Below are 26,907 nucleotides of genomic sequence, written 5' to 3'. Positions count from 1 at the left end.
GAGTGAAGTAATGCGCACGCAAAAACGTTGCATGGGATATGTGGCAATTGTCGTGGATGATTACGACCGCGCGATTGAATATTACACCCAGAAACTGGGTTTCCATTTAATCGAAGACACGCCGCAGCCCGGCAAACGCTGGGTGGTGGTGAATCCCAACCCGGAAAGCGACTGCAATTTGTTGCTGGCGAAAGCCTCCAATCCACGCCAGGAACAATTTATCGGCAACCAATGCGGCGGGCGCGTATTTCTGTTTCTGCAAACCGACGACTTCTGGCGTGATTACCAGCAGATGAAAGCCAATGGCGTCACGTTCTGCGAAGAACCGCGCGAAGAAGAGTACGGCATGGTGGTGGTGTTCGAAGATATTTACGGTAATCGTTGGGATCTCTACCAGAACGCCTAGTTGCAGACCGGCCATAAATAACTCCGATAGTTAATTATTGTCCGTTAAATCAATAATGAGCGATGAGCCTGTGACCTTGAGGATGTTGTATGCGCGTAAAGATTGATGCAGTACCGGACAGCCCGTCGTTTCCTGAGGCAGTTGACGTGGTGGTAATTGGCGGCGGAATTATTGGCACCTCGGTCACCTACGAACTGGCGAAACGTGGCGTAGCGGTGGCGCTGTTTGAGAAAGGGGTGATGGCCGGTGAGCAATCCAGCCGTAACTGGGGTTGGGTGCGACAACAGAATCGCGATCTGTACGAGTTGCCTATGGCGATGTACAGCCTGCAACGCTGGTCCGAACTGGGTGAAGAAATTGGTAGGGACCTGGGTTTTCGCCGTAGCGGTATCCTGTATGGCACCACCGAAGCCGCCGACCTGGCGAAATGGGAGAACTGGGGCAAACAGGCAAAAAATATCGGGTTCCATAGCCAGATCTTATCTGCCAAAGAGGTGCAGGAACGTATTGGTGGTAAGACATCCTGGCTCGGCGGCGTCTGGTCCCCCACCGATGGTCGTGCGGAACCTTCCCAGGCGGTACCAGCGCTGGCGATCGGGGCACAAAAGCTGGGGGCCAATATTCAACAGCGTTGCGCGGTACGTGGCCTCGACATCAGCGCTGGACGGGTAACCGGCGTCTGGACTGAACGCGGGCTGGTGAAGGCCAGCAAGGTGATCCTGTGCGGTGGCGCCTGGAGTTCACGGTTTTGTAGCCGCTACGGCATTGATTTGCCGAGCGCCAACATTCTGGGCACGGCATTTAAAACCACGGTTGCGCCCCAGGTGACAGAAGGGTGCCTGAGTGTGCCGGGCCTGGCGATTCGTCGTCGGCTGGATGGCAGCTACACCGTGGCGATTTCCGGGCGTGGACAGCTCGATCTGGCGCCGCAAAACCTGCGCTACGCCACGCGCTTCTATCCGATGTACCGCAGCAAAATCGCCAAAAAGCTGAAAATTCGCCTCAATGGATCCTTCTTCTCCGGCCCGGAAGCTGCCGGATCCTGGTCAATGGACGGGATCTCACCGTTTGAAAAGATCCGCGTGCTTGATCCGGCGGCAGATAAGCAAATTCTGCGCGAGGCGATTGCTAAAATGGTGCACGAATTCCCGCAATTGCAGGGGATTGCGGTTGATCACGCCTGGGGCGGCTGGATTGATACCACCCCGGATCTGGTGCCGGTAATTGACGAAATCAGCCAGATTCCGGGGTTGATTGTCGCCAGCGGTTTTAGCGGTCATGGCTTCGGTATCGGGCCAGGAGCCGGTAAGTTGTGCGCGCAGATGGTGATGCACGATCAACCCTATACCGATTTGTCGCCTTACCGTTTAAGTCGCTTTGACCGGGGCAATGCAATTCGTGAACCGCAGATGATGTAACGCTTATTGCAGCAGGTGGCCCAGCATTTCCACCAGCAGATGAGCAGCAAGATATGAGGTGACACCCGTAGCAACATCCAGTTGCGGGTTAACCTCCACCAGGTCAATCCCCACCACCTCCATGCGTGCCATCAGCGCCAACAGCGACCGCAGCAGTTCGTCATATTGCATCCCACCCGGTTCGGCGGACGCACAGCCGGGCACCAGCGCCATATCCAGCACATCAATATCGATACTGATGTAGCATTTTTCCCCGGCGGGCAGATGGTTAAACAGCGCCTCGGCTGAGCGTTGGCGGAACTGTTGGTGCGTGATAATGGTGCTGCCCTGTGCCGTGGCATCGCTGAATTCCGAGGGGCGCACACGTCGGCTGCGTATGCCAATCTGCGTCAGGCTTTGTACCTGTTCCAGCGCCATGATATGGCGGAAGGGTTGCCCGTTGCTGTAATGCACGCCGTTGGTGACCGGGGCGAAATCGAGATGAGCATCGAACTGCACCACATGCACCGGCTCCTGAATGCCGCGAATCAGCGGCCAGGACACCGAATGATCGCCGCCGATGGCGACGGGAATCGCCTGACGCTGGCGAATCGACTGCGTCATAGCGCTGATATTGTCATGGGTACCCATCACATTGGTTGGCAACACATCCACATCCCCGACATCCACCAGACGCCCCTGCGTCACCACATCGGTCAGGAAATGTTGCTGACGCTCAACATCAAAGAAACCCGTCGGGGCAAAACGCATTGAATGTTCGCGAATGCTGCGCGGGGCAAAACGGCTGCCCGGTTGCCAGGGGGAACCTTCATCAAAGGGCACGCCAAATACCGCCACCGCCGCATTCAGTTCGCTCAGGCTGGCGCAATAATCCGCGCGCAGAAAGGTGGGAATACCGGTAAACGCGCGGTTCAGCCGTTCGCTGCCGCGCAGATTAATGCTCATGTTTTTCTCCAGCGGAAATCAGCGCATGCTGCAACAGTGCACGGGTACGCGGGTGAGTCGGGGAGGAGAACAGCGTGCGGGTCGGACCTTGCTCGACAATCACACCATCCTCCATCACTACCAGCCGGTCGGCAACTTCACGGGCGAAGTTCATTTCGTGTGTGACGATGATCATCGTCATTCCGTCCTGCGCCAGTTGCTTCATCACCTCCAGTACTTCCCTGGTCAGTTCCGGGTCGAGGGCCGAGGTAGGTTCATCAAACAGCATCACCTCGGGCTGCAATGCCAGTGCGCGGGCAATCGCAACGCGTTGCTTCTGACCGCCGGAAAGGCTGGCAGGCATCGCCTGTGCCTTATGCGCCAGCCCGACTTTTCCCAGCAGTTCCAGCGCCAGTTGCCGGGCGAAGGCGCGACCCTGTTTCAGAATTTTGTGTGGGCCAATGGCGACATTATCGAGAATTGACAGATGGGGAAACAGGTTGAAGGACTGGAACACCATCCCCGCCTGACGCCGCAGGATGTTCAGGTCCGGCTCGGTCAGCAGTTTGCCATCCTGCAATAACTGCTGGCCACACAGGCGGATACTGCCAAGCTGTGCGACTTCGAGGCCGTTGCAGCAGCGTAAAAAGGTGCTTTTACCGGAGCCGCTGGGGCCGATAATCACCACCACCTCACCGCGAGCCACCGACAGGCTGACCTGCTTCAGCACATGGTGCTGGTCGAAATACTTATCGAGGTTAAGCGCCTCAATGATGGCGGTACTCATTGCACCATCCCCCCGGCACGCAGTTTTTTCTCCACCACGCGCAGCAGCAGCATGGTGCTGCTGGTCATCAGCAGATAGATAAAGGCAATCACGATGTAAACCTCCAGCGAGCGGTAGGAGACGCTGATCACTTTCTGCCCCTCATGCATCAGGTCGTGAATGGTCACCAGCGAAACCAGTGCGGAATTTTTGGTTAGCGCAATAAATTCATTAGCCAGCGGCGGCACCATGCGTACCAACGCCTGCGGCAGGATAATCAGGCGCATCGCCTGGGCACCGGACATCCCCATTGAGCGCGCCGCTTCGGTTTGCCCACGATCGATCGACAAAATTGCACCGCGTACCAGCTCAGAGACATACGCCGCCGAGTAGCATCCCAGACCGATAATGCCGCAGACGAAGGCCGGGATAACGATGTTAAAATAGGGCAGACCGAAATAGAGGATAAACAGCTGCACCAGCAGCGGCGTGCCACGGACGAACACCACGTAACTGTTGCACAGCCACCACACCAGTTTGCGCTGGGGATTGAGCCTCCCCAGACCGATTAAGGTACCGAGACAGCAGCTGATCAGCAGGGCGCACAGGGTGACCTCAATCGTCACCCAGGCCCCTGACAACAACTCCGGCCAGGCAGCAAACGCGGGGGTAAAATCAAATTCAACCATGCTTACCCCGGCTTATTGTGTGGCGGTGCCAAACCATTTTTTCTGCAACGCATCGTAAGTGCCGTTCGCTTTGATGGCTTTCAGCGCGTCATTGAGTTGCTGGCGCAGTTCCGGCTCACGTTTGCTCACCGCAATGCCGTACTCTTCGTGGGTGAGCGGTTCCGGCAGGATCTGCGTGGTGCCACGGGTTTTGCTGTAAAGCAGCGCGGCCGGTTTACCGGTCACCACCGCATCGGCACGGCCCGCTTCCAGTGAGTTGAACATCTCTTCGTTCTTTTCCACTTCCACGGTTTGTGCGCTGGGGAACTGATCCGCCAACACCTTGACCGATTTGGTGCCGACCTGCACGGCAACGCGTTTACCGGCCAGATCCTGTGGTGTTTTGATGCGGGTGTCGCCTTTTTTCACCATCACCACCAGTCCGGCAGAGAAATAGGGGTCGGTGAAATCCACCACTTTTTTGCGGTCGTCGGTGATGTAGATGGCAGATAACACGATGTCCTGACGTCCCGCCAACACCGATGGCACCATCGCTTTAAAATCCATATCGGTATACACCAACGGACGGCCCATCTGTTTCGACAGGGCGGCCGCTAAATCCACATCAAAGCCGGTGCGCTGGTTGTTCTGGATATATTCCATCGGCGGGAAGGTGGGATCAATCGCCACCCGAATAGGGTCAGCAGCCTGAGAAACAGATGAAAACAGCAGCGCACTGAGCAGAAGCGAGCGAAGAGTCATAGGTCCTCCAAAAGGTTAAATATTGCTGTCGCAGTAACCGGCGCGAATTGCCGCACCAATCAAATTGAGCACCAGACGGCCTGCGGTCATGCAGGAGAGCTGATGAACATCTTTGGCCGGCTGGATTTCAACGATATCCATGCCGACCACCCGGCCTTTTTTCACTAAACCGTGAATCAGTTTACGTGCCTGAACAAAGGTCACGCCGCCCGGTGCCGGGCCAGCCACGGCAGGCATCACCGCCGGATCAAAACCATCAGCATCAATGGTCAGGTAATAGCGACCGCCGTCCGGGATCTGCGCCAGTACGGCGTCCATACCCTGATCATGCAGCTCATAAGCGGTGATGATTTTGGCTCCCCATTCACGGGCATAATCGGCTTCTTCCTGGCGGGCACTCCCTGAGGCCCGCATACCGATTTGAATAATGTCTTTGATGAACGGCAGTTCAGAAGCACGGCGCATCGGGCTGGATAAGCCGTCAGTCACGCCGTTGACGTCATCACGCCAGTCGAGATGCGCATCAAGATGGACAATAGTGATCGGCCCCTGATCGTCAAAGGCGCGCAGGATCGGGTTGGTAATGCCGTGATCGCCACCCAGGACGATGGGAATCGCACCGGCGGCAAGAATCTTACGCACGGCCTGTTCGGCGCGAACGAAGTGACCGCGTGGATCATTGAGGTCAGCAGGGACATCGCCACAGTCGACAAAACGCACGTCATCCCGGCCCTGCAATAACGGACCATCGATATCGAAGTCGTAGCGTTCGGGGCTGCGAATGACACGATCGGAGGCCTGACGAATGGCGGTCGGGGCGCGAACCTGGTCATTGTTGTAGTCCTGCGGGGTGTAAGCCGCGCCGTAAGGCATCCCCAGCACGGCAAAATGTGCTTGCAAATTATCGAGATCGAGGGCTAATTCGGAAAACAGCAGTGATTTATGATTAGTTTGCGGTGGCACTGTTAACGGTAAAGACATAATGATTTCCTGGTATTGGCGAAAAACGAACTGAGGCGAGTGTAGGGATGCCGGTTTACCAGGAAAACTGATCTTATTTGTAATCACGGTTACGGAAACAGCAACCATGAAACCCCGGACATTGAATGAGAAAGACCTGCGCGCCTTGCGAATATTCTGCGCAGTGGCGCAATCTGGCGGATTTTCTGCTGCTGAGAAATCCCTGAATATGACCAAGGCGACCATCAGTCGTCAGATCAAATCGATCGAAGAAACCCTGGGAACGGCGCTGTGTACGCGCGGGCCGAAAGGCTTCGAGCTGACGGTGGCGGGGGAGTCAGCGCTGCTGTATGCCCGCGAAGCGTTAGGCGCGCTGGATCGCATATTCCCGGCGATGGATGCCAGTCGCGGCGTGATTTCCGGGCCGCTGGTGATGGGGATCACCGACAATGTCATCAGCCACAGGGGTTCGCATCTGCAACAGGCGTTGCGTGCGTTGCGCCACCATGCACCGGGAGTCCAGCTATCGTTAAGTGTCATGGCGGGATCGCAATTGATTCAGGCGTTGCTGGACAGACGACTGGACATTGTCATCAAAGGGGTGATGGATTACCAGAAGACCCCATCACTGCACTATGTCGACCTGTTTGACGAGTCGCACGGCCTGTATACGCTGGCTGGCAATGAGTTGCGCGCGCGGCAGTTACCGTTAGTCTGGCGTGCACAGCAGCCGTTTGTTGAGGACGCGTTGGCGCGTCTGCACCTGAGCCGGGGACCGGAGGCGGTGGGGATTGAGGCGGTAGCGATGCTGATTGCCGCGGGCGATGTGGTGGGTATCCTGCCGCACCATTATGCACAGTTGATGCAGACGCGCTTTCCGCTGGTCTGCGTACCGGACTCACCGACATGGACAGTGACCCATTATGCCGTCACCCATGCCGCCTATCCCGTCTCCCCGGCAGCAGAACAAATGATCAGAGAACTGCGGCAGGCACAGCAGATGATGTAATGGCGGGGTAATCGGCTTTGGTTATGGTTAGCTGCGGCCTGACGGTGGCAGAGATAGATAATTCATATCAAAAACGCGCGATAAATCGCGCCGCTACAAAAATGTGCTCAGCCGTAGCGGCGCGATTTATCGCGCATCCTGAGCAACAATCAATTATCCCTTCGTATACCTATCCATTTGTATAACTACCTTTTCCAGCGCGCATGACTGATATTGTCACCCAATCTCTGCAAAGCTGGGTGTGATATGAATGCTATCACTGCTGTAAAACCGTTTTTGCCGACCTTTTATCCAACGCAAGACAAAATGATTTATTCGGTGGTGGATGACATTATTCACTGGATTGAAGAACACCTGTATGACGAAACGATTCGTGTCAGTACCATCACCGGCAAAAGTGGTTATGGTCACTGGCATTTTCAACGTATTTTCCGCGAGGTGACCGGCTATAACCTCGGTGAATATATGCGTCTGCGCCGGGTTATCAGAGCTACTTTCGCCATTATCCACAGCGACAAAACCTTGCTGGAGATTGCGGTGGAAAATGGCTTTACCAGCCAGCAAACCTTCACCCGCGTCTATAAAAAATATATGCATGCCACGCCGGGTGAAATCAGGCTTTTACATGCCAACGATAAGCATGCCTTTTTCAGGATCACCAGGAACCTGATGAAAAAATAACACTTTCATTCAACCTGCCAACACTCGCCGCCAGGCTGGTGTTTTTTTGCGCACAGAATGTGTGGGGCAAAGGCCGCAGTTGCGTTAATTTATTTGTCATCTTTCCCGGTTGTTATTGAATTCCTCTTCACCATTGGCAAGGACTTCTGTTATGAAAAAAATCGGTATTAACGGCTTTGGACGTATCGGTCGGCTGGTTCTGCGTCGCCTGCTGGAGCAAAAAGAACCCGTTGAAATTGTTGCCATTAACGATCTCACCTCACCAGAAATGCTGGCTTACCTGCTGAAGTATGACTCCAACTATGGCGCATTCCCGGCGACCGTGAGCGCGGAGGGGCAAAACCTGGTGGTCGGCGGCAACAACATCAAGGTGTTTGCCGAAAAAGAAGCGAAGAACATTCCCTGGGGCGATCTCGGTGTGGATGTGGTGATTGAATGTACCGGCTTCTACACCTCGGCGGAAAAAGCCCAGGCGCACCTGGATGCCGGGGCCAAAAAAGTGCTGATCTCAGCCCCGGCCGGGGAGATGAAAACCATCGTCTTCAACGTCAATGACGACACCCTGACCGCCGATGACACCATTATCTCGGTGGCATCCTGCACCACCAACTGCCTGGCTCCGATGGCGAAAGCGTTGAACGACAGTTTTGGTATTAAGGTTGGCACCATGACCACCGTGCACGCCTATACCGGTACCCAGGCGCTGGTGGATGGGCCACGGGGTAAAGATTTCCGCGCTTCCCGCGCAGCGGTGGAAAACGTGATTCCGCACACCACCGGGGCGGCTAAAGCCATTGGTCTGGTGATCCCGGCGCTGTCCGGCAAGCTAAAGGGCCATGCGCAGCGCGTACCGGTCAAAACCGGTTCTGTGACTGAGCTGGTGTCGGTGCTGGATAAAAAGGTGACGGTGGCGGAGATCAATGCCGCGCTGAAGCTGGCATGTGAAAACAACGAATCCTTTAATTACACCGAAGACCCGATTGTCTCTTCCGATGTGATTGGTCTGCCGTTTGGCTCGATTTTTGATGCCACCCAGACGGAAATCAGCGAAGCGGGCGATGTCCAGCTGGTGAAAACCGTGTCGTGGTACGACAACGAATACGGATTTGTCACCCAGTTGGTGCGGGTGCTGCATAAGTTCTCCAATCTGTAATTGCCTGACGCGCGATAAATCGCGCCGCTACAAACTGGCAGACTTTTAACGCGCGATGCATCGCGCCGCGACAGACTTGCGTAGCGGCGCGATTTTTCGCGCTTTTTTATCACATGATTGTCCACTAAATCGTTACACTGATTGCAGATTGACGTAATTGTTCGGCAAATTTGTTTACCTTAATCTGTGTTCAACGAAGGGAAACAACCCCTTTATCCGGTTAAACACAGAAGATTAAGGAGCAAATCATGATTGAACAACGCCTGTCAGAACAACGTGGTGTAGGTGCCCACGGCTGGTTGCATTCACACCATACCTTCTCATTCGCCAACTATTGGGACCCGAAACAGGTGGGCTTTTCTGACCTGCTGGTGATTAATGATGACCGGGTGGCAAAAGCCCGTGGATTTGGCGCTCACCCGCACAGCAATATGGAGATCATCTCCTATGTGCTGGCAGGGGCGCTGGAACATAAAGACTCAATGGGTACCGGCTCGGTGATTGTCCCCGGTGATGTGCAACTGATGAGCGCCGGTAGCGGCGTGACGCACAGCGAGTTCAACCACTCCAGCGAAGACGGGGTGCACTTCCTGCAAATCTGGGTGGTGCCGGATGAGAAAAATACCCCGCCGGGCTACCAGCAGATCTCGGTGCCAGAGAATGAAAAACGCGGCCATCTGCGGCTGATTGTGTCACCAGAGGGTGAGCAGGGCGCACTCAGCATCCGTCAGGACGTGCGGATTTATGCCGGGTTATTCGATGCCGGCGAGCAGCAAACCATCACGCTGGATGATGATCGTTACGCCTATATTCATGTGGCACGCGGTAACGTCACCGTTAATGGCGTGACCTTCAAAGCCGGAGATGGCGCGCGAGTACGTAATGAGAAGACACTGACGTTTAGCGAGGGTGAGGCCGCAGAAGTGTTGTTGTTTGATCTGCGCCCGCTGGAAGTGAACCATCCTTCCCGTTGATAATGTTCCGTAGCGGCGCGAGTTATCGCGCCGCTACGTATCAGACCTTAACGTTGCAGAAACGCCAGCAGGTCTTCATTCAACTGATCCTGATGAGTCACGGCGAAGCCATGTGGGCCATTGTCGTACACTTTCAGTTCAGCACCGGAAATCATCTCCGCCGCCACTTTACCGGTCGTCGCAAACGGCACAATCTGATCGTTACTGCCGTGGATCACCAGCGTCGGCACATCCACTTTGGCGATATCGGCGCGGAAATCGGTTTCAGAAAACGCCGTTACGCAATCCAGCGTGCCTTTCAGCGAGGCCAGCAGGGCGATATTCAGCGTCTGGGTCAGCACCCCTTCAGAGACAGTCTGGCCGGCATTGGTGCCATAGAAAGGTGCAGCAAAGTCTTTGATAAACTGAGCACGATCTTTACGCAAACCGTCGCGAATACCGGCAAACACCGACAAATCGACGCCTTCCTGGTAATCTGCCGCTTTACCGAAAATAGGGGTAACCGCGCCCAGCAGCACCAGGCTGGTGACGCGCGCGCTGCCGTAGTTGCCGATATAGCGGGTCACATCGCCACCGCCCATCGAGAAACCCACCAGTGTCACTTTATCCAGACCCAGATGGTTGATCAGATCGTTAATGTCGGAGGCGAAGGTATCGTAGTCGTAGCCCTGCCACGGTTGATCGGAACGACCAAAACCGCGACGGTCAAAAGCGATAACACGATAGCCACGTTCGGCCAGAAAATTCATCTGGCTGTCCCACATATCTGCATCCAGCGGCCAGCCGTGACTGAACAGCACCGGCTTACCCTTGCCCCAATCTTTAAAATAAATCTGCGTACCATCTGTGGTTTTAAACGTGCTCATTGCATGGACCTCTTATTGCTGTTGTGGGTTGATATGTCAGGGTTGCGGCGTCATGCCGGAGCAACCAGATAACGAACTTCGGGCAAACTTTCGCCCTGATGGAAGGCGTAAACCCGGCTCTGGATTTTGCGGTCGTTCATGGTGTAGCGCTCCTTTTCACGCAGGTGCTCCATCCACGAACCGACGACAAAGGTTTCCACGAAAATGCCCGGTTGCAGCACGTCTTCATAAATCGACCAGTTGATGGCCCCGCCTCGACGGCGTACCCGGCGCATATCCTGCATACACACCGTGAAATCATGGGCATCTTCATTGCGGATCACATATTCATAGCTGACCATCACCGGGCCACGGTTGTGGTGGATCTCGGGCGTCGGGTTGTTGTCGGTGTCATTAAGGATCTCCAGATTTAAATCCGGGTCCTGATCGAGCCGCCAACGCCAGACGGTCGCGCAGGAAAGAAACATGCCGACGGCGGCGAAGGTCAGCGACAGCGGAATGGAGAAATGAGCCGCCAGTTGTCCCCACACGGCACTGCCGATGGTCATTGAACCGAAAAACACCGTCAGGTAAACCGCCAGCGCCCGCGCTTTCACCCACTTTGCCGCGCTCCGCTGCGCGCCGAGGTTGAGGGTGGAAAGCACCGCAATCCAGGCAAAACCGGTAAAGAACTCACAGGCGTTGAGCCACCAGAAATGGCGGATTAAGGCCAGCGCCAGCATTGTCAGACCAAACAGCATGCTGGCGAGCACCATCAGGCGGTCGGCACTGAATTTTTTGCGTAAGCCGGGCAGCAGCACCGCGCCACAGATGGCACCAACGCCGATACAGGCCAGCATAATGCCGTAACCGCCAGGCCCCAGACCGAGTTCACGCCGAGCGACCAGCGGCAACAATGCCCATCCGGCGCTACCAAACAGGAAGAAGGCAAAGGTGCGTACCAGCACGTTACGAAACACCGGGGCAGCGTGGACGTAGCGCAATCCCACCCGCACCGCCGGGAAGAAGTGTTCTGGCGGCAGGCGTTGGATGCTGGCGGGCGCTTTCCAGCGATACAACACCCAGGCCACGCCCAGCACCGACAGGGCATTGAGCAGGAACACCATCCACGGACCGGCAAAAGAGAGGATCAGACCACCCAGCGCCGGACCAATGGCGCGGCTGATATTAATGCCGAGCGAGTTAAGCGCGATGGCCGGTCCCAGTTCATGTTTCTCCACCAAATCCGGCACGATGGCCTGAAAGGGCGGTGAACTCATCGCGGCACCGGTACTGAGCAGGAAAGCCGCCACCAGCAACACCCACGGCGTCACCAGACCCAAAAAGGAGAGCAGCGTCAGACCGGCGGCAGCGATAAACACCCACAGTTGCGAAAACAGCAGATATTTACGGCGATCGACGATATCGGCCATCACCCCGGAGGGCAGCGCGAACAGGAACATCGGCAGGCTGCTGGCGGCCTGCACCAGCGCCACCGACAGCGGATCGGCGCTTAACGTCAACATGCTCCAGTTAACGCCGACATCGTTCATCCATGACCCGATGTTGGAAACCACTGTCGCCAGCCACAGCATACGGAAAACCGGCTGCTGCAACGGTTGCCACGGCGAGGCGGCTTGCGCCGGGAGTTCCGTTACCATCGCGCTGTGCATATCATTAACCTGAGCCATGACGCAGCTCCTGTTTTGCTTTGACGCCGATACGCCAGCCACCCGGACCGGTGAGCGCCAGGGTAGTGAAGATGATCAGCAACAACCAGCCAAACTGGCCGTCAGCAATCGTCCAGTCCGGGTGCACCACCAGCATCGCCACCAGCAGCACGCCGATGATTGGCAGGCAGGCCAGTCGTGACCACCAACCCAGAATGATCAGGATCGGGCAGACAACCTCGGCGATGATCGCCGGGATCAGGCTCATATACGGCCCCATGCCGAACGGGTCTTCAATGCGCGTCAGTTCCTGCTGGAAATGAAACACCTTGGGCAGACCATGTACATGCAGCAGCAACAGGCTGCCGGTCAGGCGCAGGAAGAACAGCCCCAGATCGATCCGGGGCGGGAATGAGAAAACCGATGACGTTTTCATAAGTTTAAAACGCAAAGCAGCTGCAACCGAGCGCGCCCCAGAAGGCGTTGTCTTCGGCTACCGGGACGTTAGCGCCACGGGCGATATCATGCTGGTGGCTGTGCACACCGCAAGGGCCGCTGCAATGGTGCGCCTGCGGCATCATGCCAACGCGGGTGGTGGCACCGGGAGGCGCACTGCGGTAGTGGCCCGGTACCTTCACCACCGGCGACCACTCCGGCAGTACCGGCAGGGTCGGTGGCGCTTCGCTGCTGAACGTCCCGGCGGCATACACCACGTTGCCATCCACCACCGTCAGCACGGATTCGATCCCTTTGATCTCCTCCTCGGGCACGCTGAAGAAGTCTTTGCTCAGCACCGCCATATCCGCCAGTTGGCCGACTTTGATCTGGCCTTTTTTACCTTGCTCACTGGAGAACCAGGCACTGCCTTGCGTCCACAGCATCAGCGCGGTGTCACGGTCGAGACGCGCGTTGACGTCATACATCTGCATGCCACCCACGGTACGACCAGAAACCAGCCAGTACAGCACGGTCCACGGGTTATAACTGGCGACGCGAGTCGCATCGGTACCCAGACCAACCGGTACGCCGGTTTCCAGCATGCGCGCCACCGGCGGGGTATGGCGGGTAGCTTCAATGCCATAACGTTCCGCAAAGTATTCCCCCTGGAACGCCATACGATGCTGCACCGCAATGCCGCCGCCGAGGGCTTTGATACGGTCGATATTTTTCTGCGTCACTGTTTCGGCATGGTCAAAGAACCAGTGCAGGCCGTTAAACGGAATCTCGCGATCCACCTTCTCAAACACATCCAGCATACGGCTGATGGATTCGTTGTAGGTGGCGTGCAGGCGGAACGGCCAGCGGTGTTCCACCAGATGACGCACCACGCGCTCCAGTTCATCTTCCATACCGGGGGCCAAATCCGGGCGCGGCTCAAGGAAATCTTCGAAGTCGGCGGCGGAGAACACCAACATTTCACCGGCACCGTTATGCCGGAAATAGTCGCTGCCCTGGCCTGGCGTCAGCATATCGGTCCATTTTTCAAAATCTTCCAGTTCATGACCGGGACGCTGGGTAAACAGGTTATAGGCGATACGCACCGTCATCTGCTTTTTGCTGTGCAGCTCGGCGATCACTTCATAATCGTCGGGGTAGTTCTGGAAACCGCCCCCGGCGTCGATGGCGCTGGTCAGGCCAAGACGGTTCAGTTCACGCATAAACTGACGGGTGGAGTTGATTTGCAGCTCCAGCGGCAATTTCGGCCCTTTCGCCAGCGTGGCGTAGAGGATCATCGCATTCGGGCGCGCAATCAGCATGCCGGTCGGGTTGCCGTTGCTGTCGCGCTGGATTTCGCCACCCGGTGGGTTGGGGGTGTCTTTGGTGTATCCCACCACGTTCAGGGCGGCGCGGTTGAGCAGGGCGCGATCGTACAGGTGCAGGATAAACACCGGCGTGTCGGGTGCAGCTTCGTTGATCTCTTCCAGCGTCGGCATGCGGCGTTCAGCAAACTGAAACTCGGTCCAGCCTCCCACTACGCGCACCCACTGCGGCGATGGCGTGCGCAGCGCCTGTTCTTTCAGCATACGCAGTGCATCGGCCAGTGAAGGCACGCCTTCCCAGCGCAGTTCGAGGTTGTAATTGAGACCGCCACGGATCAGGTGCAGATGCGAGTCATTCAGGCCAGGCACCGCAGTATGACCTTTAAGGTCGATCACCTTCGTACCTTCGCAGTGATGTTCCATCACTTCCGCCTGACTGCCCACCGCCAGAAATTTTCCTTCGCGAATCGCTACAGCGTCGGCTACCGGGTTGGCGCGGTCGACGGTGTGGAATTTGCCGTTGATTAAAATCAGCTCTGCCTTACCGAGCGTCACCATAGATCCTCCTGAACTGAGATGTCCGGGTTGGCCGGACGGGGAGTGCGCGGTCGCACCATCAGCTCAGGATTATGGTTAGCGGGGAGAAACACCGTCTAGTTATACAAAGGGATACCTATACGAACGTATACCTATACACAGAGATAATGGTCCGGCCCCCCCATGCCACCTAAACTCAGATCGGACAGTGACCAGCCGGTGACTGCCACTTTTGCTCCGTATCTTTGTTCGCGGAAATCCAGTTACTAACCTCAATGGGTAAATTCATGTCCAACTCAAAACTTGAAGTTCTGACCCCGCTTAACAGCCAGATTATCTTTATCGATCAGCAACCGCAGATGGCGTTTGGCGTACAGTCAATCGACCGTCAGGTGCTGAAAAATAACACCGTCGCGCTGGCGAAAGCGGCCAGGGTGTTTAACATCCCGACGATTATCACCACCGTCGAAACCGAAAGTTTCTCCGGCTATACCTACCCTGAGCTGCTGGACGTGTTCCCGGGGCTGGATATTCTGGAACGTACCTCGATGAACTCATGGGACGACCAGAAAGTACGTGATGCGCTGGCTGCAAACGGTAAGAAGAAAGTGGTGGTGTCTGGCCTGTGGACTGAAGTCTGTAACAACAGCTTTGCGCTGTGCGCCATGCTGGAAGGGGGTTACGAAATCTATATGGTGGCTGATGCGTCTGGCGGCACCTCAAAAGAAGCCCATGACTATGCCATGCAGCGCATGATCCAGGCGGGCGTGATCCCGGTAACCTGGCAACAGGTAATGCTGGAGTGGCAGCGTGACTGGGCACACCGTGATACCTACGACGCAGTGATGAAGATCGCCAAAGAGCATTCCGGCGCATACGGCATTGGCGTGGATTATGCCTACACGATGGTGCACAAAGCACCTTCACGTCAGGAGAGCGAGCACCGCACCCTGGCACCGGTTCCGGCACGCTAATTCCCTGCGGTTGACCGGCACCTGTTGTGCCGGTCACAGGAGGATCATGATGAATCCGTTGATCATTTCTCTGGGGGCGGGCGTGCTGGTGGGGCTGTTTTACGCGCTACTGCGGGTACGATCGCCAGCACCGCCTGCGATTGCGTTAGTCGGCCTGTTGGGCATGATTATTGGTGGGCAGATTATGGCGCATGTCAAGCCACAGCCGCAGGCCAGCACCATCACCACCCACGTTGATAAGGTCGGCTGAACATGTTGAAATCCTACGTTATCTCGTTGGGGGTAGGTGTTCTGGCCGGTGTGATCTACGGCCTGATCGATGTGAATTCCCCGGCGCCACCGGTGATTGCCTTGCTGGGATTGTTTGGCATGCTGGTGGGGGAGCAACTGGTGCCGCTGGCGCAACGGCTGATTCGCCGTCAGCCGGTGACTCTGGCCTGGTTCCGCCACGAATGTGTGCCAAAAATCAGTGGCACACCGCCGCCCGAAGGAGAGAAGGAACCCTAAGGAACATCCTCACGCTTGCGTGAGGATTATCGGAGGATTACAGCATGACGCTGCCACAGCATATCGTTATCGTTGACGACGAACGCTCAGTCCGTAATGGCCTGAGCAATTTACTGCATTCTGACGGATACACCACCAGCCTGTACGAATCAGGCGAAGAACTCCTCTGCGATGACAAAGCGTTAACCGGCGCGGCCATGTTGATCATCGACGTCAGACTGAAGGGGATGAGCGGTTTTGAGCTGTTCGCCATCCTGCAACAACAATCCGTGACCTTACCCGTGATTTTTATCTCCGCGGAGCAGGAAGAGGCGGTGCAATGGTATGCCATTGCGCTCGGCGCGGTGACCTTTTTGCGCAAGCCTATTGATGTTGATACGCTCCTGACCATCATACGTAACGAACTGTCTCACGGGGAAACACGCTAATGGGCATAATCTCGCTCCCGCAGGAAGGCAACGAAGAACAGAAAATCACCTTGCCGGACGAGATGGTGCTGACCCCACTGGCGCAGGATGGCAGCATCGCCTGGCTAATGGGACGAGAGACGACCGGTGAAGCTTTTATAATCGCTACCGCCGCCAGTGACGAACTGGCATTTCAGGGGACGCAGCTACTCAAAAATGAGCTGACGCTGGCCCCGCATCTGGCAACCCGCTGGGCGGTAAAACCCCTCGGCTACACCCGCTATCAGGGACACTATGCGCTGGTGTACCCGGCCTTTCCTTATCGCACGCTGGCGGGGATTATTGCGATGCCGCCCGAGCAGATTGCCGATTACCTGCGTAATGCCATCCAACTCTGTCTGCCATTAAGCCAGGCGCATCATCAGGGCATTGTGCATGGCGATATCAAACCGGCGCATCTGTTCCTGAACAACGATGGATCTTTTCGTCTCGGGGGCTTTGGCCTTGCCTCGGTGACGCTGGATTCGCAACTGAAAAATTCGCTGCGCGCCTCCGGTGGCACGCTGGCATACATGTCGCCAGAACATACCGGGCGCACCCCTTTTCCGGTCAGCAATCTGAGTGATCTCTACAGCCTCGGCGTGGTGCTGTATGAAATGCTGACCGGTAAGTTACCCTTTGGCTCTCCGCAGGCTGGCCAGGCGGAGTGGATCCATCACCATCTGGCCACCGCACCGCGCCCACCTGAAGCGATTCGCCCCGATGTACCGGCCATGCTGTCGGCCATTATCCTGCGTTTGCTGGCAAAATCGCCGCTGGATGGCTACCAAACCATCGATGGTTTACTGGCTGACCTGCGACGCTGCAAAGCGACCCTGACGCCACAAGGCACCATCGCTGCTTTTACCCTCGGACTTCAGGAGCGTTTCACCAGCAATTATCGTGTCGAAACGCTGTTTACCGGCCATGCCCAGGCTCGGGTGTTACTGGATGCGCTGGATGAAGTACAACGCAGCGGCACGCATCATCTGGTGATGATTGGGGGCGCGCCGGGAGCAGGGAAATCAGCAATTATCGCGTCGGCACTGAAAAAGCTGCAACACAAGCCGATTCTGCTCACGGTCGGCAAAGCGGATCAACATTCGCCGCAGGTGCCTTATTCGGCGCTCAGCGCCGCGTTCCGAACGCTCACTTTATATCTGCTTGGCTTGTCTGCCGCCGACGTGATGGTCTGGCGCGCGCGTCTGCTGCGCGCGTTGGGTGATGATTGCGATCTGGCTATCGAACTGGTGCCGGAATTGCGTCAACTGCTGGATATCCCTCAGACGATGCTGACCACCGATACATTAAGCGATGCGCGCGAACGTTTTCATCAGATGGCGTGCGCATTGATCAAGGCGTTTGCCTCTTCTGGCAAAGCGCTGGTGATGTTAATTGACGATGTACACTGGGCCGATCAGGCCAGCCTGCAACTGCTGGAAAATGTGTTTCAGCGTAATGACCATCTGCCTTTTTTGCTGGTGATCGCCCACCGTGACGCAGAATCGATGCCTTGTCCGCAGGTAGCGGATTTTCTCACACGTATCCGTGGCGCGGCCGCACGTCTGACTGAGATCACCCCTGAGCCGCTGAATGCCAAAATGGTGGCGCGCTGGCTGGCCGGGATGTTGCATACCCGCAGCAGCGGAACGACTGAACTGGCGCAGCTGATCCATGAGAAAACTGGGGGTAATCCGCTTTTTTTACAGGAATTTTTCAAGCAGGCGATCGCTGACGGGTTGATTTTCTATACCCAGGACCCGCTGAAGTGGCATTACGATCAAGGTGCTTTGCGGGCACGTCATTACACCGATAATGTCGCCAGCCTGGTGGTACGACAACTGGAACGGATGCCAGAGCCGACACGCCAACTGTTGGGGAGCATGGCCTGTCTCGGTGCCAAGGGACAACTGGGACTGCTCAGCCAGATTCTTGGCACCCGCCCGCATCATGTTCAGCAACGGTTAAGACCGGCGCTGGCGGCACGGTTTATCACCATTACCGATAATGACTACGCCTTTACCCACGGTCGAGTTCATGACGCGGCGTTTTTATTGATCGGTCCCAGACAGAAATTGCTTATCCATCAGCAGGCGGCAGCGTTGCTGGCTGCATCCGCACCGCGTGCCGAAGGCAATGAGATGCTGTTCCGCGCGGTGCATCATATTGCGATGGCGGCGGATATGCCGGTAGATGCGGTGCAACATCGTAACTACTTTCAACTGAGCCTGACGGCAGCGCAGCGCGCCAAACGGGCAGGGGATTATGCCTCTGCGTTACGCTATTTGCGCACCGCGCGCGTGTTGAATGATCAGCGCGGCGAGGGCGAGCATTTCCTGCTCGGCTTTGAAGAGGCGGAGTGCCAGTTTTTGCAGGGTAATCTTAACGAGGCGCAAACGCGCTGTACCGCGCTGCTCGGTATGCCCGGCAGTTTGACCGAGAAATCGGCCGCGGCCTGCCTGTCGGCGGAAATTCATATGCGCCAGTCGGACAACTTTCTGGCGCTGGAGACAGCCCTGGCATGGCTTTCGGTATTTGGTGTGCACTTTAATCGCTATCCCGACGAAGAGGAGTGCAATGCGGCCTGGTATGCCCTGAAAGCCCGGCTGGGGCCAGACCCGGCGGCCACACTGGGCGTATTGCCGCTGATGGCGAATCGCGAAAAAGAGTCGGTGCTGAACCTGATGGCCAGCACCATCTTTGCGTCGTCGTACGATTGTCCCCAGCTGCACCTGCTGCTGGTGTGCAAAATCCTCGATATGACGCTGGATCATGGCATTGCCGGGGCCTCGGTGTTCGGTCTGTCGTGGTTTAGCGTGCTGATTACTGACCGCTACCAGGAATATCATTACGGCTTTAAGTCCGGGCTGCTCGCCAGCCAACTGGCTGAGAAACATAATTTTTTACGTTTTAAAGCCCGCACGTTGCTGCCTCTTGATCAAGTGGGGATCTGGACGCAACCGCTGGCCTTCGCAATCGATTGCGCGAAGAAAAGTTTCAATGTGGCGCTGGCGCATGGCGACAAATCCTTTGCCTGTCTTTCATTGCGTCATCAGGTGATGAACTACCTGACGCGTGGCGATCATCTGGAGTCGGTGCAGACTACCATTGAACGGGGGCTGGCGTTTACGCAGAAATCGTTTTATCCCGATGTGGAAAACGTGTTGTTGATGCAAAAGCATCTGGTGATGCATCTGCGCGGCAGCCGTCGGGAAAAATTTAGCGGTGTCGATGCCTTTCCAACTCACCTGGTCGGCAGCGAGCCAGGCCCCGTTTCCGGGCCAAAAGCGATGGTGTTGTTCTGGTCGTGGCTGTATCGCGGTATGGCGCATTTCTATGCCGGTGAATATACGCAGGCCACCCCCTGTTTTGCCGAAGCCGCGTACCTGGTCAAAGCCGTACCGGGTTATATCTACCTGATGGATTTACATTTCTTCAGCGCCCTGACGCTCACCGTCCCACTGGCAAGCGGCCAGGCGAATGCTGCGCTGCACAAAACCGTCCACGCGCATTTTGAGCAGCTGGTGCAGTGGTCGGTGCTGAATCCCGAATTGTTTGCTGACAAGGTGGCACTACTGGCTGCTGAACTGGCGCGCCTGCGTGGTGAAGTGGGCGAGGCGCTGAGTCAGTACGAAATGGCGATCAATCTGTCGCGCAAAGCAGGTTACGTGCATATCAATGCATTGGCTTACGAGCTGGCGGGGGATTGCGCCAAGGCCTGGAACCTGAATGTCCCGGCCGATGCCTATTTAAAAGGGGCCATCAGCGGCTGGGAAAACTGGGGGGCGCTCGCCAAAGTGCGGCAGCTTGAGCAACGCTATCCCCAACTGGCGACGCAAAAACCGGGCAATGCCTTCACCACCATTCCGTTTGAGGATGAATCGATTCGCGACCTCGAGAGCGTGGTCACGGCGGTGCGCGCCCTGACGGAGGAGATCAATCTCGACCGGTTGATCCATATCCTGATGCGTATGCTGCTGGAGCGCGCGGGCGCACAGCGTTGCCTGCTGATTCGCGTGCTGGATGGCAATATCCCGGAAACGGAAGCCTGGGCGGAAGCGAATGCCGATGGCGTCAAAGTCAGGATCGTTAAACAACGCCCGACAGCCAGCGATTTGCCGTTGTCGGTGCTTTCCGCGGTGATCCGCACCGGGCAGGAGATCCGTACCGGCAAACCGGAGGATTTCAGCCCCTTCAGTCAGGACCCGTATCTGGTTTCCTCGGGAGCGGCGGTGATGTGCGTACCGATGTTCAAACAGGCCAATATGGTGGGGGTGTTGTACCTTGAAAACCGCCTGATGCCGGATGTATTTACCGCCGAACAATCACATATCGTGAAAACCCTGAGCGCCCAGGCCGCCGTTTCAATCGAAACCGCCCGTTTATATGCGGAATTGTTGGAGGAGAACATCCATCGCCGCCGGGTGGAGAAGCAATTACGCACCAGCCAGACGTCGCTGATGCTGGGGGAGAAAATCAGTCATACCGGCACCTGGAGCTGGGAGATTGAACAGGATTTAATGTCGGTATCGGATGAGTACCTACGTATTCTCGGTTTGCCGGAACAACCGAAAACGCTGTCGATGGCGGATTTTATGACCTTCGTGCACCCCGATGACCATCAATGTATCAACGACCTGGTCAGCGACAGCGTACAGAACGGCATCAGCATGCAGGCGGAATTTCGTATTATCCGCCCGGATGGTGAATGTCGTTACATCAAAGGGATCGGCGATCCGGTGAATAATTGGCCGGAGGTGAAAGAATATTTCGGCACCATTTCGGACATCACGGTACAACGCCGGGCTGAAGATGCCGCCCGGATGGCGCAGGCGGATTTGGCGCGGGTTTCGCGCGCCACCACCGTCGGTCAGTTAACCGCGTCAATTGCGCATGAAATCAACCAACCGCTGATGTCGATTGTCGCGCATGCCGGTGCCAGCCTGCGCTGGCTGAAACGTGAGCAGAGCCATATTGAGAATGCCTGCTTCAGCCTTGATGAGATTTTGCAGGAAGGCAAACGCGCCGGCGATATTATTCGCGGCTTGCAGGCGTTAACCCGCAAACATGACTCGGTGTATGCCAAAGCCAACCTGCATTTAATTGCGCGCGATATCCTGGCGCTTTCACGGGCGGAGATTGAACGTAAATGGATCTCACTGGAGCTGAAGCTGCACGCCGAGCACGCGGAAGTTTATTGTGACCGCATCCAGATTCAGCAGGTGCTACTGAACCTGGTGGTGAACGCCATTGATGCTATGACCGGCATCGAAGATCGTGGACTGGTCCTGACGCTTGCCACCGCTAACCCCACACCGGGTACCATCCGTTTTGAGGTGCGGGACACCGGTTCAGGTATTCCTGACGCGGTGAAGGAACATATCTTTGATTCGTTCTATACCACGAAAAAAGAGGGGATGGGCATGGGTCTGACCATCAGTCACGGCATCATTAAAAAGCACTGTGGTGAGCTGAAAGGGGAAAACCGGGCTGACTGCGGCAGTGTGTTCTGGTTTACCTTACCCACCGAACCGCCAGCCAGCGTATAAGATTAGCGACGGCGCGTGCTGAGAATATTCAGTCGTTCAGCAGCACGCACCAGGTCGGATAACGAACGGACATTCATTTTTTCCATCACCCGACGTTTGTGTACCTTGGCGGTGATTTCACTGATACCCATCTCAGCGGCGATTTGCTTATTGAGCAGGCCGCTGATCGCCAGCAACATCACCTCACTTTCACGCGGCGTCAGCGATTGATGGCGGGACGTGATGTCGTACTTTTCCTGCGAGGAAGCCAGATTCTCTTCCGCGATCGCCAGCGCCTCGGCCACCGCTTGTAATATGCGATCCGGATCGACTGGCTTGGTCAGAAACTCACAAGCGCCGGTTTTCATCGCCCGAACCGTAACCGGAATGGTGCCGAAACCGGTGAGAAAAATGGTTGGGATAACATAACCACGCGCATTCAGCGCATTCGCCACGGCAAAACCATCGGCACCCGGCATATTAATATCCAGAATCAGACAACCGGGAACCTGTGGAAACGCATAGTCAAGAAAGGCCTGGGCGGTAGAAAAAGCGATAACGTCATAATTTTCTGAGCTAAGTAGGTTACTCAGAGCAGAACGTACCGACTCGTCATCATCAACAACGTAAACTATGTGATTCATAGAAGATCTCTTCTCAACCTGAATTTCACGGATGTTTAAAAGTCGTGCTCAATAGCCAATATAGTGCGAAAAAAGGCAGGTTCAACCTGCGCGAGATGTATGGTAGTTAGAATGCCTGTGCATGTTAGCACAATTGTTAACATTATCATCAGGTAATGTTGATAGCGGCGTGAATTATCGCGCTGTTTTCTGGCTGGTTTTAATGCCCAGGATAAATCACGCATCAATGGCCAGGGCGCGCGATAAATCGCGCCGCTACAGGGGAGGTCAACTGTTTTTACTGAGGGCCAGGAATCCGGATTTGAATTTCACTTTACCCACGGTGCGATTGTAATTAATGACCAGTTGCGCTAACTGAAATTGTATGGCGGCATTCAGGTTATCACTATCTTCTTGTGATGGTTTGTTTTTTTCAATTTCAATCGCCATCTTTTGCATTGCCTGAGAAATGTCATCAATACAAACCTGGAAAACGTCTTTATCCAGATTCAAATATTCAGCCTGCACTTTCGCCATATAATCATCAGCGAGTTTACTTAACTCCAGGACTTCAATATTGGTTATGGTTTCATCTTTTTCATATTCAGCAAGTTTCCCTTGCAATGCGGGCACGTCTGACTTGAGAGAGAGTCTCATGTTACACCTCTGGCTTCGGTTATATTTCAACAGCGACACATATTGAAATCTAGTCGGGAAAGGGTGTTTGTCAATCAGGCTTTTTATTGAAAAAATGGTCTATTTTTCATCTATTTAATCAGTCTGGCATGTATTGCAGGCTTATCATATCAATTGCTATTAATTCTTATCATGATAAATAAAATTTGATGCCATTGCGGAATGTTCTTTACAGGAAAACACAATAAAAAACAGGCAGGGAAATATGATTAACTTCCTCTGCCTGATTCATCTGAATTAACCGCTTCGATAATAAAACTAGGCGCGAATAAACGCCAGCAGGTCGGCGTTGATCACATCAGCGTGGGTGGTGTGCATACCGTGAGGGAAGCCGGGGTAAATCTTTAAGATGCTGTTTGGCAGTAACTCATCCTGCAACAAGGCGGCCGCTTTATAGGGCACCACCTGATCGTCATCGCCCTGCAACACCAGGGTGGGAACGGTGATGGCCTTTAAATCTTCCGTCTGATCGGTTTCCGAAAAGGCTTTGATCCCTTCGTAATGCGCTTTGGCGCTGCCGATCATCCCCTGACGCCACCAGTTCTGAATCGTTCCCTGGGAAATCTCTGCACCTGGACGGTTGAAACCATAGAAAGGGCCGGAAGCGACATCAAGGTAGAACTGCGCACGGTTTGCCGCCAGCGCGGCGCGAAAACTATCGAACACCTCCAGCGGGGTGCCATTGGGATTGCTGGCGGTTTTTAACATCAACGGAGGCACCGCGCTGATCAACACCGCTTTGGCAACACGCCCCTGCGGCTGGCCATATTTGGCAACATAGCGGGCCACCTGACCACCACCGGTAGAGTGGCCGATATGCACCGCATGATGCAGGTCAAGATGTTCCGCTACCGCTGACGCATCTGCTGCGTAATGGTCCATATCATGTCCGTCACTGACCTGGTCCGAGCGACCATGACCGCGACGATCAATCGCAATCACCCGGTAACCTTGCGCCAGAAAGAACAGCATCTGATTGTCCCAGTCATCCGCCGTTAACGGCCAACCGTGATGGAAAACAATCGGTTGAGCCTCTTTGGGGCCCCAGTCTTTAAAGAAAATATTCACGCCATCTTGTGTCGTTACAAATGCCATAGAACAGACTCCTCATTGATACTTAAGGTTTTCTTCATCAGCCCCGGGGGTGGCACACGATTTTTCCCCCGCGAAAGTATAGTCAGAGAAGCCTGTCACTGTCGGGACACAAGCCTGTCCCGGCGGCCTTGATTACCGGTTGGCTTAAGGGTTTTTCAATTGTATTTCATAAGGTTGCATCGATTAATGCAGGGCGGGAGCACGGCTCAATTTGTACATGAGAGACGGTGTTACCGGGTGTATTTAATCAACTCTGCGCCAGGCTCGATATGATTCACATAGCGTTCACTGTCGACTTTCCAGGTGGCCCCGGCTTCTTTCGACTGCATCACGACCCGAGCAGCGGCATCATCCAACAGGGTGCTGCGGGCCGGTGCGCTTTGCGCCACATTGACCACCGAAAATAGCAGGGCAAGACTGGCAATAATAATGTTGAAAGATTTCATGATGATTTCCTGTGTGATCCAATTTATAAGCAGACTTGGCTGCGATTGAATAAATTGTAAACACCGGGGCGAGGTAACAAAATAGCGGATACCTGGCGAAGTCATTCAGATAATTTGAAGGAATAACAGATCATCAGGGCAGCGTGAGCAATTATATCTTCGTATAACTATCCTTCTGTATAACTTACTTTTTTTCCATCCCCCTCAGATAATTGACGCGTTTCTTTCAGGGGAGGGGTAAATGAAGCTCACAACACTGGCGCTGTTAGCACCGTGGATTTTTATCGGCAGCCACGCCTCAGCAGCCGAAATTTATAACAAAGATGGCAACAAATTAGACTTATATGGACTCGTGTCCGGCTTGCGCTATTTTAGCGATGATAAAAGTCAGGACGGCGATCAATCCTATATGCGCGTCGGCTTCAAAGGGCAGACACAGATTTCTGATCTGCTTATCGGCTATGGACAATGGCAAAGCCAGTTCAATACCAATCAGGCCGAAAGTGAAAGCGACTCGATGTTCACTCGCCTGGGGTTTGCCGGGATCAAAGCCGGTAAATATGGTTCCTTTGACTATGGGCGCAACGTCGGGGTGTTATACGACGCACTCAGCCTGACCGATATGCAGCCCGAGTTTGACGCCCTGACCTACAATACCGACCAGTTTATGTTCCGGCGCGGCAACAGCCTGGCGACATACCGCAATACCGGTTTCTTTGGTGCGGTTCAGGGGCTGGATTTTACCCTGCAATATCAGGGTAAAAATGATGGCGGTGGAGAACCCGGCGCGCGCGATGTCCTGCGACAAAATGGCGACGGCTACGGGATGTCGGTTGCCTGGGCGTTTGGCGATGGCTTTAAAGCCGTCGGTGCCTTTACCCATTCCGACCGCACCCGCGAGCAGAACAGCACCGCCAGCGGCATCATGGGGCGGGGCGATCATGCGGAAGCTTACTCGGCCGCACTGAAATATGATGCGCATGGCTGGTATGTCGCCACCATGTACACCCAGGCGTACAACGCTTCACGCTTTGGTTCCCGCAGCGGTTCTGACATCTATGGCTATGCCAACCAGTCGCAAATCTTCGAAGTTTTTGCTCAATACACCTTTGACTCAGGCTTTGTTCCGTTTATCGCCTATAACCAGGCTCGGGCTAAAGATCTCGGTCTGGCGGGCAATGGCAAGCTGTATGGCAATCAGGATCTGGTGAGATTTGTCGATTTCGGTACGTCATATCTTTTCAATCAAAATATGCTCGCCTATGTCGACTATAAGCTGAACCTGATCGATAGCAGCGATTTCACAACCGCAGCGGGTGTCTCCACTGACGATGTCCTCGCCATCGGTCTGGTGTATCAGTTTTAACGTTAAGGAGAAAACGATGAAGTTTGTCACATTAACCTGTAGTTTGCGCAGTGGTTCGGTGAATGCCGCCATCGCCAGTACCTTACCGGAACTGGCTCCTGAGGGCGTGGTGTTTGAGGCACTGGGCTCGCCTGGCGAATTCCCGCATTACAGCATGGACACCGAAATGGCCGGATTCCCGGCAGCGGTGGTCGCGATGGCTGAACAGATTAAGCAGGCCGATGGTCTGGTGATCATTACGCCGGAATACAACCATTCGATACCGGGTTTGCTGAAAAACGCACTCGACTGGTTGTCACGGGTCAATCCCCAGCCACTGGCCGGGAAACCGGTGCTGATTCAATCCGCTTCGCCGGGCAAATTAGGCGGGGTGCGGGCGCAGATGCATCTGCGGCAAATCCTTGGCTATTTCGACGCCAAAGTTCTGAATAAGCCAGAAGCGATGATCGGCGATGTCGGCCATAAGGTGATTGACGGTGTGCTGGTGGATGAAGACACCAAACGCTTCCTGACACGGCAACTGGTGGCCTTTACCGAGTTTGCCGGACACTAATTTTCGTCAATGATGGGTTATGTTGGTGCATAACCCCTGATTTCCTGCCCCATATTGGTTCAACCCCGCCTCCGTTTTTCAACTGCGCCGGTTCTTTCTGACATGAATTATCAGCAAAGATAAAACTGGCACACTTAATG

The 26,907-nt window shown here is 55.1% G+C and carries 26 protein-coding genes; 13 read left to right on the top strand and 13 right to left on the bottom strand.

Translation table 11 applies throughout. The features are described from left to right. Window positions 1-10 precede the first annotated feature (10 nt). On the top strand, window positions 11-406 hold the full coding sequence (locus AC6I8T_RS10250) for a VOC family protein (protein ID WP_013509118.1): 396 nt from the start codon (window positions 11-13) through the stop codon (window positions 404-406). Window positions 407-495: 89 nt separating this feature from the next. Continuing rightward, on the top strand, window positions 496-1,824 hold the full coding sequence (locus AC6I8T_RS10245; RefSeq protein ID WP_497833789.1) for an NAD(P)/FAD-dependent oxidoreductase: 1,329 nt from the start codon (window positions 496-498) through the stop codon (window positions 1,822-1,824). Between the two features lie 3 nt (window positions 1,825-1,827). Here AC6I8T_RS10245 and AC6I8T_RS10240 read toward each other — a convergent pair whose 3' ends face one another. The 5 genes from AC6I8T_RS10240 to AC6I8T_RS10220 are packed head-to-tail and all read right to left on the bottom strand — an operon-like array spanning window position 1,828 to window position 5,925. Continuing rightward, window positions 1,828-2,769, bottom strand: a complete 942-nt coding sequence (locus AC6I8T_RS10240) for an agmatinase (protein ID WP_208723446.1) — start codon at window positions 2,767-2,769, stop codon at window positions 1,828-1,830. Further along, window positions 2,759-3,523, bottom strand: a complete 765-nt coding sequence (locus AC6I8T_RS10235; RefSeq protein ID WP_497834290.1) for an amino acid ABC transporter ATP-binding protein — start codon at window positions 3,521-3,523, stop codon at window positions 2,759-2,761. Before AC6I8T_RS10235 ends, AC6I8T_RS10240 begins: the two co-directional genes overlap by 11 nt. A gap of 8 nt (window positions 3,524-3,531) precedes the next feature. Further along, window positions 3,532-4,203: an amino acid ABC transporter permease gene (locus tag AC6I8T_RS10230; RefSeq protein ID WP_208723445.1), complete on the bottom strand. Its 672-nt coding sequence runs from the start codon at window positions 4,201-4,203 to the stop codon at window positions 3,532-3,534. Window positions 4,204-4,215: 12 nt separating this feature from the next. Continuing rightward, complete coding sequence (locus AC6I8T_RS10225; RefSeq protein ID WP_497833788.1) at window positions 4,216-4,944, bottom strand: transporter substrate-binding domain-containing protein; 729 nt, start codon at window positions 4,942-4,944, stop codon at window positions 4,216-4,218. Window positions 4,945-4,959: 15 nt separating this feature from the next. Continuing rightward, window positions 4,960-5,925: an agmatinase gene (locus tag AC6I8T_RS10220; RefSeq protein WP_021183221.1), complete on the bottom strand. Its 966-nt coding sequence runs from the start codon at window positions 5,923-5,925 to the stop codon at window positions 4,960-4,962. Between the two features lie 106 nt (window positions 5,926-6,031). Here AC6I8T_RS10220 and AC6I8T_RS10215 point away from each other — a divergent pair, with 106 nt between their 5' ends. From AC6I8T_RS10215 to AC6I8T_RS10200, 4 genes are all read left to right on the top strand, one after another. Then, the gene (locus AC6I8T_RS10215; RefSeq protein WP_497833787.1) at window positions 6,032-6,913 is read left to right on the top strand and encodes a LysR family transcriptional regulator; all 882 of its coding nucleotides are present in this window, start codon (window positions 6,032-6,034) and stop codon (window positions 6,911-6,913) included. Window positions 6,914-7,159: 246 nt separating this feature from the next. Then, the gene (locus tag AC6I8T_RS10210) at window positions 7,160-7,594 is read left to right on the top strand and encodes a helix-turn-helix domain-containing protein (RefSeq protein ID WP_021183223.1); all 435 of its coding nucleotides are present in this window, start codon (window positions 7,160-7,162) and stop codon (window positions 7,592-7,594) included. Window positions 7,595-7,745: 151 nt separating this feature from the next. Beyond that, window positions 7,746-8,747: a type I glyceraldehyde-3-phosphate dehydrogenase gene (gap, locus tag AC6I8T_RS10205; RefSeq protein WP_021183224.1), complete on the top strand. Its 1,002-nt coding sequence runs from the start codon at window positions 7,746-7,748 to the stop codon at window positions 8,745-8,747. Between the two features lie 248 nt (window positions 8,748-8,995). Next, on the top strand, window positions 8,996-9,721 hold the full coding sequence (locus AC6I8T_RS10200) for a pirin family protein (protein WP_208723442.1): 726 nt from the start codon (window positions 8,996-8,998) through the stop codon (window positions 9,719-9,721). Window positions 9,722-9,768: 47 nt separating this feature from the next. Here the strand turns inward: AC6I8T_RS10200 and AC6I8T_RS10195 are convergent, their stop codons facing one another. The 4 genes from AC6I8T_RS10195 to AC6I8T_RS10180 are packed head-to-tail and all read right to left on the bottom strand — an operon-like array spanning window position 9,769 to window position 14,554. Beyond that, window positions 9,769-10,587: an alpha/beta fold hydrolase gene (locus tag AC6I8T_RS10195; RefSeq protein ID WP_208723441.1), complete on the bottom strand. Its 819-nt coding sequence runs from the start codon at window positions 10,585-10,587 to the stop codon at window positions 9,769-9,771. A gap of 50 nt (window positions 10,588-10,637) precedes the next feature. Beyond that, window positions 10,638-12,257 (bottom strand): MFS transporter, encoded by a 1,620-nt coding sequence (locus tag AC6I8T_RS10190; protein ID WP_497833786.1) that lies wholly within the window; start codon window positions 12,255-12,257, stop codon window positions 10,638-10,640. Next, window positions 12,244-12,672 carry a DoxX family protein gene (locus AC6I8T_RS10185; protein WP_021183228.1) on the bottom strand — a complete coding sequence of 143 codons (429 nt, stop codon included), beginning with the start codon at window positions 12,670-12,672 and terminating at the stop codon, window positions 12,244-12,246. Before AC6I8T_RS10185 ends, AC6I8T_RS10190 begins: the two co-directional genes overlap by 14 nt. Window positions 12,673-12,676: 4 nt before the next feature. After that, complete coding sequence (locus AC6I8T_RS10180; RefSeq protein WP_497833785.1) at window positions 12,677-14,554, bottom strand: amidohydrolase; 1,878 nt, start codon at window positions 14,552-14,554, stop codon at window positions 12,677-12,679. Window positions 14,555-14,820: 266 nt separating this feature from the next. Here AC6I8T_RS10180 and AC6I8T_RS10175 point away from each other — a divergent pair, with 266 nt between their 5' ends. The 5 genes from AC6I8T_RS10175 to AC6I8T_RS10155 are packed head-to-tail and all read left to right on the top strand — an operon-like array spanning window position 14,821 to window position 22,009. Continuing rightward, a complete protein-coding gene (locus AC6I8T_RS10175; protein WP_036625330.1) occupies window positions 14,821-15,507 on the top strand; it encodes a hydrolase in 687 nt (228 codons plus the stop codon). Between the two features lie 49 nt (window positions 15,508-15,556). After that, a complete protein-coding gene (locus AC6I8T_RS10170) occupies window positions 15,557-15,757 on the top strand; it encodes a DUF1427 family protein (protein ID WP_036625194.1) in 201 nt (66 codons plus the stop codon). Between the two features lie 2 nt (window positions 15,758-15,759). Continuing rightward, entirely contained in the window at window positions 15,760-16,014 is a 255-nt protein-coding gene (locus AC6I8T_RS10165; RefSeq protein ID WP_021183232.1) for a XapX domain-containing protein, read from the top strand. A 44-nt stretch (window positions 16,015-16,058) separates the two neighbouring features. Then, complete coding sequence (locus AC6I8T_RS10160; protein ID WP_021183233.1) at window positions 16,059-16,442, top strand: response regulator transcription factor; 384 nt, start codon at window positions 16,059-16,061, stop codon at window positions 16,440-16,442. After that, window positions 16,442-22,009 (top strand): ATP-binding sensor histidine kinase, encoded by a 5,568-nt coding sequence (locus tag AC6I8T_RS10155; RefSeq protein WP_497833784.1) that lies wholly within the window; start codon window positions 16,442-16,444, stop codon window positions 22,007-22,009. Before AC6I8T_RS10160 ends, AC6I8T_RS10155 begins: the two co-directional genes overlap by 1 nt. 2 nt (window positions 22,010-22,011) lie before the next feature. Here the strand turns inward: AC6I8T_RS10155 and AC6I8T_RS10150 are convergent, their stop codons facing one another. The 4 genes from AC6I8T_RS10150 to AC6I8T_RS10135 all read right to left on the bottom strand — a co-directional run bounded on the left by AC6I8T_RS10150 (window position 22,012) and on the right by AC6I8T_RS10135 (window position 24,848). Then, a complete protein-coding gene (locus tag AC6I8T_RS10150; RefSeq protein ID WP_208725473.1) occupies window positions 22,012-22,632 on the bottom strand; it encodes a response regulator transcription factor in 621 nt (206 codons plus the stop codon). Between the two features lie 267 nt (window positions 22,633-22,899). Continuing rightward, window positions 22,900-23,268, bottom strand: a complete 369-nt coding sequence (locus tag AC6I8T_RS10145) for a hypothetical protein (RefSeq protein ID WP_021183236.1) — start codon at window positions 23,266-23,268, stop codon at window positions 22,900-22,902. A 297-nt stretch (window positions 23,269-23,565) separates the two neighbouring features. Beyond that, entirely contained in the window at window positions 23,566-24,402 is an 837-nt protein-coding gene (locus tag AC6I8T_RS10140; protein ID WP_497833783.1) for an alpha/beta fold hydrolase, read from the bottom strand. Between the two features lie 230 nt (window positions 24,403-24,632). Then, entirely contained in the window at window positions 24,633-24,848 is a 216-nt protein-coding gene (locus AC6I8T_RS10135; protein ID WP_415174219.1) for a DUF1471 domain-containing protein, read from the bottom strand. Between the two features lie 241 nt (window positions 24,849-25,089). Here AC6I8T_RS10135 and AC6I8T_RS10130 point away from each other — a divergent pair, with 241 nt between their 5' ends. Both AC6I8T_RS10130 and AC6I8T_RS10125 read left to right on the top strand, forming a co-directional pair. After that, entirely contained in the window at window positions 25,090-26,214 is a 1,125-nt protein-coding gene (locus AC6I8T_RS10130) for a porin (RefSeq protein ID WP_208725470.1), read from the top strand. 16 nt (window positions 26,215-26,230) lie between these two features. Continuing rightward, window positions 26,231-26,767 (top strand): NADPH-dependent FMN reductase, encoded by a 537-nt coding sequence (locus AC6I8T_RS10125; protein ID WP_021183239.1) that lies wholly within the window; start codon window positions 26,231-26,233, stop codon window positions 26,765-26,767. The last annotated feature ends 140 nt before the right edge of the window (window positions 26,768-26,907 follow it).

This window comes from Pantoea sp. X-Soil-OKNW-556, from assembly GCF_059730695.1.
Note: the sequence above shows the minus strand (reverse complement) of the source record. Positions and strands in the feature narration are given on the sequence as shown.

Bases quoted from the DNA above. Each gene is read 5' to 3' on its own strand.
- AC6I8T_RS10180 (WP_497833785.1), bottom strand. From the start codon at position 14,554: ATGGTGACGCTCGGTAAGGCAGAGCTGATTTTAATCAACGGCAAATTC.
- AC6I8T_RS10210 (WP_021183223.1), top strand. From the start codon at position 7,160: ATGAATGCTATCACTGCTGTAAAACCGTTTTTGCCGACCTTTTATCCA.
- AC6I8T_RS10200 (WP_208723442.1), top strand. From the start codon at position 8,996: ATGATTGAACAACGCCTGTCAGAACAACGTGGTGTAGGTGCCCACGGC.
- AC6I8T_RS10185 (WP_021183228.1), bottom strand. From the start codon at position 12,672: ATGAAAACGTCATCGGTTTTCTCATTCCCGCCCCGGATCGATCTGGGG.
- AC6I8T_RS10150 (WP_208725473.1), bottom strand. From the start codon at position 22,632: ATGAATCACATAGTTTACGTTGTTGATGATGACGAGTCGGTACGTTCT.
- AC6I8T_RS10155 (WP_497833784.1), top strand. From the start codon at position 16,442: ATGGGCATAATCTCGCTCCCGCAGGAAGGCAACGAAGAACAGAAAATC.
- gap (WP_021183224.1), top strand. From the start codon at position 7,746: ATGAAAAAAATCGGTATTAACGGCTTTGGACGTATCGGTCGGCTGGTT.
- AC6I8T_RS10250 (WP_013509118.1), top strand. From the start codon at position 11: ATGCGCACGCAAAAACGTTGCATGGGATATGTGGCAATTGTCGTGGAT.
- AC6I8T_RS10230 (WP_208723445.1), bottom strand. From the start codon at position 4,203: ATGGTTGAATTTGATTTTACCCCCGCGTTTGCTGCCTGGCCGGAGTTG.
- AC6I8T_RS10160 (WP_021183233.1), top strand. From the start codon at position 16,059: ATGACGCTGCCACAGCATATCGTTATCGTTGACGACGAACGCTCAGTC.
- AC6I8T_RS10190 (WP_497833786.1), bottom strand. From the start codon at position 12,257: ATGGCTCAGGTTAATGATATGCACAGCGCGATGGTAACGGAACTCCCG.
- AC6I8T_RS10175 (WP_036625330.1), top strand. From the start codon at position 14,821: ATGTCCAACTCAAAACTTGAAGTTCTGACCCCGCTTAACAGCCAGATT.
- AC6I8T_RS10125 (WP_021183239.1), top strand. From the start codon at position 26,231: ATGAAGTTTGTCACATTAACCTGTAGTTTGCGCAGTGGTTCGGTGAAT.
- AC6I8T_RS10225 (WP_497833788.1), bottom strand. From the start codon at position 4,944: ATGACTCTTCGCTCGCTTCTGCTCAGTGCGCTGCTGTTTTCATCTGTT.
- AC6I8T_RS10135 (WP_415174219.1), bottom strand. From the start codon at position 24,848: ATGAAATCTTTCAACATTATTATTGCCAGTCTTGCCCTGCTATTTTCG.
- AC6I8T_RS10220 (WP_021183221.1), bottom strand. From the start codon at position 5,925: ATGTCTTTACCGTTAACAGTGCCACCGCAAACTAATCATAAATCACTG.
- AC6I8T_RS10140 (WP_497833783.1), bottom strand. From the start codon at position 24,402: ATGGCATTTGTAACGACACAAGATGGCGTGAATATTTTCTTTAAAGAC.
- AC6I8T_RS10195 (WP_208723441.1), bottom strand. From the start codon at position 10,587: ATGAGCACGTTTAAAACCACAGATGGTACGCAGATTTATTTTAAAGAT.
- AC6I8T_RS10130 (WP_208725470.1), top strand. From the start codon at position 25,090: ATGAAGCTCACAACACTGGCGCTGTTAGCACCGTGGATTTTTATCGGC.
- AC6I8T_RS10215 (WP_497833787.1), top strand. From the start codon at position 6,032: ATGAAACCCCGGACATTGAATGAGAAAGACCTGCGCGCCTTGCGAATA.
- AC6I8T_RS10145 (WP_021183236.1), bottom strand. From the start codon at position 23,268: ATGAGACTCTCTCTCAAGTCAGACGTGCCCGCATTGCAAGGGAAACTT.
- AC6I8T_RS10245 (WP_497833789.1), top strand. From the start codon at position 496: ATGCGCGTAAAGATTGATGCAGTACCGGACAGCCCGTCGTTTCCTGAG.
- AC6I8T_RS10170 (WP_036625194.1), top strand. From the start codon at position 15,557: ATGAATCCGTTGATCATTTCTCTGGGGGCGGGCGTGCTGGTGGGGCTG.
- AC6I8T_RS10165 (WP_021183232.1), top strand. From the start codon at position 15,760: ATGTTGAAATCCTACGTTATCTCGTTGGGGGTAGGTGTTCTGGCCGGT.
- AC6I8T_RS10240 (WP_208723446.1), bottom strand. From the start codon at position 2,769: ATGAGCATTAATCTGCGCGGCAGCGAACGGCTGAACCGCGCGTTTACC.